This window comes from Lapidilactobacillus concavus DSM 17758 (assembly GCF_001435835.1).
Taxonomy (GTDB): Bacteria; Bacillota; Bacilli; order Lactobacillales; family Lactobacillaceae; genus Lapidilactobacillus; species Lapidilactobacillus concavus.
Map to the genome: position 1 here is coordinate 73,605 of NZ_AZFX01000080.1, position 8,757 is coordinate 82,361.

General features: G+C 43.6%; 7 protein-coding genes. All 7 read left to right on the forward strand.

Translation table 11 applies throughout. The annotated features are described in order from the left end of the window. The first annotated feature begins 47 nt into the window (after positions 1–47). The gene (locus tag FC15_RS07240) at positions 48–554 is read left to right on the forward strand and encodes a S1 domain-containing RNA-binding protein (RefSeq protein ID WP_057825339.1); all 507 of its coding nucleotides are present in this window, start codon (positions 48–50) and stop codon (positions 552–554) included. A gap of 114 nt (positions 555–668) precedes the next feature. Next, positions 669–2,045: a tRNA lysidine(34) synthetase TilS gene (tilS, locus tag FC15_RS07245; RefSeq protein WP_057825341.1), complete on the forward strand. Its 1,377-nt coding sequence runs from the start codon at positions 669–671 to the stop codon at positions 2,043–2,045. Between the two features lie 21 nt (positions 2,046–2,066). Beyond that, positions 2,067–2,603: a hypoxanthine phosphoribosyltransferase gene (hpt, locus tag FC15_RS07250; protein ID WP_057825345.1), complete on the forward strand. Its 537-nt coding sequence runs from the start codon at positions 2,067–2,069 to the stop codon at positions 2,601–2,603. Positions 2,604–2,689: 86 nt separating this feature from the next. Continuing rightward, entirely contained in the window at positions 2,690–4,855 is a 2,166-nt protein-coding gene (ftsH, locus tag FC15_RS07255; protein ID WP_057825347.1) for an ATP-dependent zinc metalloprotease FtsH, read from the forward strand. Between the two features lie 191 nt (positions 4,856–5,046). Next, a complete protein-coding gene (gene hslO / locus FC15_RS07260) occupies positions 5,047–5,928 on the forward strand; it encodes an Hsp33 family molecular chaperone HslO (protein WP_057825349.1) in 882 nt (293 codons plus the stop codon). A gap of 116 nt (positions 5,929–6,044) precedes the next feature. Then, a complete protein-coding gene (dusB, locus tag FC15_RS07265) occupies positions 6,045–7,004 on the forward strand; it encodes a tRNA dihydrouridine synthase DusB (protein ID WP_235803364.1) in 960 nt (319 codons plus the stop codon). 15 nt (positions 7,005–7,019) lie between these two features. Then, entirely contained in the window at positions 7,020–8,537 is a 1,518-nt protein-coding gene (gene lysS / locus FC15_RS07270) for a lysine--tRNA ligase (RefSeq protein ID WP_057825353.1), read from the forward strand. Positions 8,538–8,757 lie beyond the last annotated feature (220 nt).

The window sequence follows — 8,757 nt, forward strand, 5'->3', positions numbered from 1 at the left end:
TGGTATACTAAATTAATAAAGTGCATCCAAGGAGGATTTTTTGTTTTATGGCAGTTGAGATTGGGTCGAAGGTTACGGGTAAAGTTACAGGAATTACCAACTTCGGGGCATTTGTTGATCTGGGGTCTGGTCAGAGTGGATTAGTTCACATCAGCGAAATCTCGAATCAATATGTGAAAGACATCCACGATGTCCTTAAAGTTGGCGATACGGTAACAGTTAAAGTTGTTTCAAATCAAAATGGTAAAATTGGATTGTCGATCAAACAAGCCACTGAACCACAACCAACTGCGGCAGATCACCGAGCTCCTCGCGTGCATCAACAACATGATCATCGAGAGAATAATTATTCGAGCAATAATATTAATCATCGTGGTGGCAATAGTCGTGGGTCATCAAACTATGGCTCAAGCCGAAGCAATAATAGCAATGTCGGTCATCAGGACTTTGATGGCATGCTCTCAGGATTCCTAAAAGAGAGTGAGGATCGTTTAACCGCGATCAAACGCAATGCGGAAGGTAAACGTGGTGGACGCGGCGGTCGTCGCGGCTAACGTTGATTGAGACGTAGACAAGTGAGAGTTGAATCTAATTTTGGGTTCAACTCTTATTTTTTATTAAGTGGCAAATAAGCTGAGTTTAAAGTCAGACAAATTTGGAGGTTGAAGTTGACGTCCTTAGAAGAAAGTTTTAAGACCAATTGGCAGCATTTGGTTGGTCGGCCTGATAATCACTTGAAAGTCGTCCTGGCATTTTCAGGTGGGGTTGATTCAATGAGCTTACTAGATTTATTGATGCATTTGCCCGAGGAGTTGCGGCCGCAAGTGCAGCTGGCCTATTTTAATCATCAGTTACGAGACGATAGCCCAATTGAGGAGGCCTTTGTCCAGACGCAGGCCAAGACGTATCAGGTGCCACTCACGGTTGGTCACTGGCAACAACCTGAAATAACCTCTGAAGCAGCTGCTCGGAAGGCACGCTATCGATTTTTATTCACGGTTGTTGCGGATCAGGAGGCAGATGTCCTGCTAACTGCTCATCATGCAGATGATTTGCTGGAGACTATCCTCCTCAAATTGATTCGCAGTGGCGCCATTACTGAATTTCCGGGTCTGAAGGCTCAATCGGGTGTTCAGGGATATCAATTGTGGCGCCCGTTGCTACCATTTGGCAAACAAACGCTGAGAGCATATGCGCAACGGAGACAATTAGGTGCGATTGAAGATTCAACTAATGCGACGGATTTTACACCGCGGAATCGACTACGGCATCATCTTATCCCTGAGTTGAAACAGGAAAATCCACAATTGTTAGCACATACCGATCGTTTTGCACGTGAACTAATTTCGATTCAAGAGTTAGCTAATCAACAGTTGGAGGCTGACTTGGCCCAGTTGATGATTCAACGATTATCGGGTGGTGGCGTCAAAGGCGAGCTTGGCGCGTTACAGCTATCAATTGATCATTGGCAGTTGTTGTGGGCGCTATTGTGGCGGCGTTACTTGCCACAATTAGCAAACCCGAATCAACGGCAATTGCAGCAACTATCACAACTCGCACAAGATCCCCAAGGACATCATCAACTCGACCTTGGAAAGCGTTGGCAATTTCGGCAGCACTATCAACAATTCGAAATCTGCCAACAAGCTCCAATGGATGAAACGCCGGCCACAATGGATGAGACAAGTTATCAACTTCCACTGAATCAATGGGTTTTGGCTGATTTTGGCCGGGTGGGTCTCTTCGAACAATGCCCAGCAACATCTGCTGCGCGAGTTGTTGCGACACTGCGACTACCATTTCTTCCTAATTCTGCAAGATTGCGACACCCACACCCTGGAGATTTGCTGCGTTTGGCAAATGGTCAGCGGCAGAAATTACGGCGGCGGATGATCAATCAAAAAGTGCCGGTGACGAAACGGAATCGCAGTTGGTTGATTGAAGCAGAGGATCATATTCTTTGGGTTGAAAATATCTACATTTATAAATTGTCGAATGTACAAAAAACTGCTAAAATCGTTTATGTATTAGTTGAACATCAATAATTGCGAATTAAGGAGATAGATATGCGCGAAGATATTGAAAAAGTCATCGTTTCGACTGATCAAATACACGAGATTGTTGAGCGATTGGGCAAGCAATTGCACGATGATTATCGTGATAAAAATCCCATTTTTATTTGTATTCTCAAAGGTGCGGTTATTTTTATGACAGATTTGATTCGAGCTTACGATGATCTATCAGAGATCGAGTTCATGGATGTTTCGAGCTACGGCGACGCCTTCGAGTCCAGTGGTGAGGTGCGGATCATTAAAGATCTCGATGTGCCAGTCAACGGTCGTCACATCGTTATCGTTGAAGATATTATTGACACGGGGAGAACACTGGCGGCGTTGATCAAGTTGCTCGACTCCAGAGGCGCTGCATCGATCAAAATCTGCTCACTGTTGAGTAAAGAAGCGCATCGCTTGATTAATGTTCATGTTGATTATATTGGTGTAGAGGTCCCAGACGAGTTCTTAGTCGGTTACGGATTAGACTACAAGAATCAGTATCGTAATTTGCCGTTTATTGGCGTTTTAAAGCCCAAAATTTATGAGTAAATGATTGGTCAAAAATGGTCAAATATGATATGATTACAACAATCGATTATCTGTGAAAATAATTGATTGACTTCAGGAGGTCGTAAATGAAAAATAACCGAAATCGACTGTTAAATAGTGGTTTATTTTATATCATTGTCTTTGTTGCTATTGTCGGTGGTATTAGTTTCTTCTTCAATCGCGGGAATAGCGGTTCAACACAAAACTTGAGCATGTCTCAATTTGTGAGTGAATTGAAAGCCAACAAGGTTAAGGAGTTTAGCTTGCAACCTTCTAATGGGGTTTACCAGATCACTGGTGAGTATAAGAAGCCTCAGAAGAAAGCATCAACTTCTAATACGCTTGGTCTGATGGGTGGCACATCATCCGTTGAAGTAACTGGTTTTACGACGTCGTTACTTCCTAATGATGCGTCATTGTCTCAGATTACAAAGATTGCGCAAAGCAATGATGTTAAAGTAAATGCACGGCAGGAATCACAGTCAGGTATATGGATCAGCTTGTTAACCATGCTGTTGCCAACTGTTTTATTGTTTGTCTTCTTCTACTTTATGATGAATCAATCAGGACAAGGCGGCGGTGGCAACGGTCGTGGCGTGATGAACTTTGGTAAGAGTCATTCTAAGCCGGAGGATCCTAAGAAGAACAGTGTTCGTTTCTCCGACGTTGCTGGTGCAGAAGAAGAGAAACAAGAATTAGTCGAAGTTGTCGAATTCTTGAAGAATCCTAAGAAATTCAATGCTTTAGGCGCACGTATACCAAAGGGTGTCCTTCTTGAGGGCCCTCCAGGTACAGGTAAAACTTTACTTGCACGAGCAGTTGCAGGTGAGGCCGGCGTTCCTTTCTTCTCGATCTCTGGTTCTGATTTCGTCGAAATGTTTGTCGGTGTCGGTGCTTCTCGTGTTCGTGATTTATTCGAGAACGCAAAGAAGAATGCGCCTGCTATCATTTTCATTGATGAAATTGATGCCGTTGGTCGTCAACGTGGAACTGGCATGGGTGGCGGTCACGATGAACGTGAGCAAACCCTGAACCAATTGCTGGTTGAAATGGACGGTTTCCAAGGTAACGAAGGCGTTATTGTGGTGGCTGCAACGAACCGTTCTGACGTTCTGGATCCTGCCTTACTTCGTCCTGGTCGTTTCGACCGCAAGATCTTAGTTGGTCATCCGGATGTTAAGGTCCGTGAAGCTATCTTGAAGGTTCATGCCAAGAACAAGCCGTTCGCGGATGATGTTGATCTCAAAGTCGTTGCACAACAGACCCCTGGATTTGTGGGTGCAGATTTGGAAAACTTACTGAATGAAGCGGCATTAGTGGCTGCACGTCGTAACAAGACAGAAATCGACGCAAAAGATATTGATGAGGCAGAAGATCGTGTGATTGCCGGCCCTGCCAAGAGGGATCGCGTCATCAATCCTAAGGAACGTCATACCGTTGCCTACCATGAGGCGGGTCATGCGTTGATTGGATTAGTTTTAAGTGATTCGCGTGTCGTTCGCAAAGTAACGATTGTACCACGTGGACGCGCTGGCGGTTATGCCATCATGTTGCCTCGTGATGATCAGTTCTTGTTGACTAAGAAAGAAATGACTGAACAGATTATTGGGTTAATGGGTGGTCGAACCGCTGAAGAAATTATCTTTGGTGTTGAATCATCTGGTGCATCTAATGACTTTGAACAAGCCACTCAGATTGCGCGTAGTATGGTAACCCAATATGGGATGTCTGAACGCCTAGGGACGGTGACACTTGAAAGTGAGTCACAACCATTCTTAGGTGCGTCATATGGGCAACAACCGCCATATTCTCAAGCAACAGCAGCTGCAATCGATGACGAAGTCCGTCGAATCATCGACGAAGCTCACCAACGTGCCACAGAAATTATTGAGGCTCATCGTGAGCAACATAAGTTGATTGCTGAAGCCTTACTGAAGTATGAGACACTGGATGAGAAGGAAATCTTAAGCCTCTACAATGATGGCAAAATGCCAGAACGTAAAGACGATGAATTTCCAAGTGAGCATGCGGCAACTTTCGAAGAAGCTAAACGCGCCTTAGAACAAAAAGATGCGGAGCAGCAAAATGATGTTTCAGAGAATCAATCAACTTCAGATGATGAGTCAAAAGTTGATTCAACTCAAGCTGAAAACAAGTCAGATGAATCGCAAGACGATTCATCTGCACTAAAAGCAGATGAGACTCAGCCGACTGATTCAGAAGAATCACATCAAGATGATTCGCAGGATTAGCTAACTAGCTCGATGTCAAAAAGCACACATTGTGTGCTTTTTGTTTGCTCAAGATTTGTGTGAGATGGGTAAGTGGATTGATTTTTAAAAAGTAAACGCATTATCAAAGTAAACATTATTCTAGTCTGGCGATTTATGTTACATTGGACTATGATTAGTTTTATTGAATTTGTTGAGTGAGGAGAATTCACTTGGAAGATTATTTAGTTCGAGCAGTGACCGAAGATAGTGCTTTCCGCATGTTAGCGGTCAATGGCTCAAAAATTGTACAAACTGCGCAGCAAGCTCATGATACTTGGCCGGCCTCGTCAGCGGCGCTTGGGCGGACGTTGATTGGCACCTTACTGTTAAGTAGTGCACTTTTGAAAGACGACGAAAAGTTAACATTACGTCTTCTAGGGGATGGTCCGGTTGGCGGTATTGTCGCCGATGGAAATGTGCAAGGAGAGGTCAAAGGTTACATCCAAAATCCGCATGTTAATTTACCTTTGAATGTCCTCGGAAAGATTGATGTGCGTCGTGCAGTGGGGACGAATGGTATGGTCAGTGTGACCAAAGATCTGGGCTTGAAACAACCCTTCACAGGGCAAGTTCCGATTACGTCAGGGGAAATTGCTGAAGACTTGACCTATTACTTAGCTAAGTCAGAACAGATTCCATCTGCAATGGGATTATCAGTTTTTGTGAACCAAGATAATTCAATTGATGTTGCGGGCGGCTTCCTGATTCAAACTCTGCCTGATGCAACCGATGATCAATTAACACGACTCGAAGAACGCTTAAAAGAGCTGCCTTTGGTCTCAAATTTATTGCGTGAAGGGCAGACGCCGGAACAAATTTTACAAACTATTTTTGGCGATGAACCGATTAAGTTTTTAGGACAGTCACCGGTCGCTTTCAAGTGTGATTGTTCCAAGGAAAGATTCAGCAAGGCATTGGCAACCTTGCCCCAGCATGAATTGCAAGCGATGATCGATGAGGGCCATGAAATCGATACAGCTTGTAAATTCTGTAATACGCACTATCAATTTAGTGTGGCAGACTTACAAAAACTGATGAAATCTGCGAACTAAGTTGCATCACGCAGGTTATTTTTGCTAAGATTAAGCGATTGATAAATAGGAGCGATGAAGTAGTGGAATGGCAAATAGGTAATGTGACGATCCCAAATCAAGTCGTTGTTGCACCAATGGCGGGGATTACAAATTCAGCATTTCGAATGGTTGCTAAGGAGTTCGGCGCCGGATTAGTGGTGTGCGAAATGATCAGTGATCGTGGCATTATGCATCATAATCAAAAAACGTTAGATATGATGTTCGTTGATCCTCAGGAACATCCTATTAGTATCCAAATTTTTGGTGGTACCAAAGAAACTCTGGTCAATGCTGCGAAGTTTGTCGATCAACACACTAAAGCAGATATCATTGATATCAATATGGGTTGCCCCGTCAACAAAGTGGTTAAGACGGACGCAGGTGCGAAATGGTTGCTTGATCCTAACAAAGTTTACGAAATGGTTTCGGCAGTGGTTGCCGCCGTTGAAAAACCAGTCACGGTTAAAATGAGAACTGGCTGGGATGAAGACCACATCTACGCTGTTGAGAATGCTAAAGCCGCTCAGCGTGCTGGCGCATCAGCCTTAGCCATGCATGGGCGAACACGGAAACAAATGTATACTGGACATGCAGACTGGAATATTCTGAAAGAAGTTCGGCAGGTATTGACGATTCCTTTCATGGGAAATGGGGATGTCCGTTCGCCTCAAGACGCGAAACGGATGTTGACCGAAGTGGGTGCAGATGCTGTCATGATTGGCCGCGCTGTTTTAGGCAATCCCTGGATCTTAAAATCCGTTAATCGTTATATTGATACAAGCAAACTCATCGAAGAACCGACACCGCGTGAAAAGATTCAAACGGCTGAAGAACAACTTCAACGTTTGATCGACTTAAAGGGCGAACGTATTGCTGTACCTGAGTTTCGTCAGCAAGCCGCGTATTATCTGAAAGGGATTCCTCGTGCAGCCCGTACAAAGGCCGCAGTGAATGAGGTCTTCACTCAGAAAGAAGTGACACAAATCCTAGATGATTTTGTGGACGCCTATGAATCGAGAACTAATACTGGTATACAGTCAAGTCATATCGCATAAAAGGGAGTTATCATCATGGCAAACAAGGTGAGCAAGGAACAACGAGAGATGAATGATCAGTTGGTTATTCGTCGTGAAAAAATGGAGGCTTTGCGCGAAGCGGGTATTGATCCATTTGGCACTAAATTCGATCGCTCTCATTTAGCACAGCAATTACATGAGCATTACGATCAAATCGATAAAGAGGCGCTTGAAGAACAAATACCCGAAGTGACCGTTGCTGGTCGAATGATTTCCAAGCGAGGTAAGGGCAAAGTTGGATTTGCAGATTTACGCGACCGTAGTGGTAAGATTCAACTTTATGTTCGTAAAGATGTCGTTGGTGAAGAGAATTATCAGATTTTTAAGAAATCAGACTTAGGCGATTTTCTAGGTATCAAGGGTGAAGTCATGAAGACAGATACGGGTGAGCTGACAGTCAAGGCGACCCACGTTACTTTTTTGACCAAAGCATTACGCCCATTACCTGACAAGTACCATGGGCTGAATAACGTTGAGCAGATCTATCGCCAACGTTATTTGGATTTGATTGCCAATGATGACAGCTTCGATCGCTTTATAAAACGGAGTCAGATTGTCAAGGCCGTTCGTGAATACTTAGATCAAGAAGGTTTTACCGAAGTTGAAACATCATCGCTTCATGTTCAACCAGGCGGCGCAACTGCCAAGCCATTTATCACGCACCATAATGCACTCGACATCGATCTTTATTTAAGAATCGCGCTTGAATTACAACTTAAGCGCCTGATTGTTGGTGGAATGGAACGTGTTTACGAAATTGGCCGTGTTTATCGAAATGAAGGTATTGATACACGCCATAACCCCGAATTTACGATGCTCGAGTCTTATGCAGCTTACTTCGACTTTAAAGATGTCATGGATGAGACCGAGGGCATTTTCAGACATGCTGCGCAGAAAGTATTGCATACGGGTAAGTTCCAGTATCAAGGGCAAGACGTTGATTTGGACCAGCCGTTCAAGCGTATTCACATGGTTGATGCCATTAAAAAAGAGACGGGTGTCGACTTCTGGCCAGCAATGTCATTAGAACAGGCACGAAAACTAGCCGACGAGCATCATGTTCACTATGAAGCTTATTGGCAAGTTGGGCATATCATCAATGAGTTCTTTGAACAATTTGTTGAAGACACCTTACAACAACCAACGTTTGTCTATGGTCATCCCATCGAAGTTTCACCACTTGCTAAGAAGAATGCAGACGATCCTCGTTTTACGGATCGCTTTGAATTATTTATCTTAGGCTCAGAGTTTGCGAACGCCTTTTCTGAATTAAATGATCCAATTGATCAAAAAGAACGTTTTGAAGAACAAGATGCTGAACGTACTGCGGGTAACGATGAAGCTCATGGTGTAGACTATGACTATATCGAAGCCTTGGAATATGGCATGCCGCCTACAGGTGGATTAGGAATTGGGATCGATCGTTTGGTGATGTTATTGACCGATGCACCGTCAATCCGTGATGTGTTACTTTTCCCAACCATGCGCCCAGAACATTCAAATGAAGATTAGTTAATTTTTAGACTAAGCATAACAACATGCTTAGTCTTTTTTTGCCTCTTTTAAGTGCATTAAAACGCGGTTTGAGGAGTCAATTAGTCAATAATTTGTAATTTCTTATTGACGTTGTAAACTCAAGTTGGTAAGATAGTTGTTGTTGCAAAAACAACTACTATTTCGATAAGTTGAATGTACATGAAGTTGAAATCTTCAATGACAAACAACTGAAAAA

What these genes read in the sequence shown, in the direction of transcription:
- FC15_RS07240 (WP_057825339.1), top strand. Translation starts at nt 48, where the DNA reads ATGGCAGTTGAGATTGGGTCGAAGGTTACGGGTAAAGTTACAGGAATT.
- hpt (WP_057825345.1), top strand. Translation starts at nt 2,067, where the DNA reads ATGCGCGAAGATATTGAAAAAGTCATCGTTTCGACTGATCAAATACAC.
- ftsH (WP_057825347.1), top strand. Translation starts at nt 2,690, where the DNA reads ATGAAAAATAACCGAAATCGACTGTTAAATAGTGGTTTATTTTATATC.
- dusB (WP_235803364.1), top strand. Translation starts at nt 6,045, where the DNA reads ATGGCGGGGATTACAAATTCAGCATTTCGAATGGTTGCTAAGGAGTTC.
- lysS (WP_057825353.1), top strand. Translation starts at nt 7,020, where the DNA reads ATGGCAAACAAGGTGAGCAAGGAACAACGAGAGATGAATGATCAGTTG.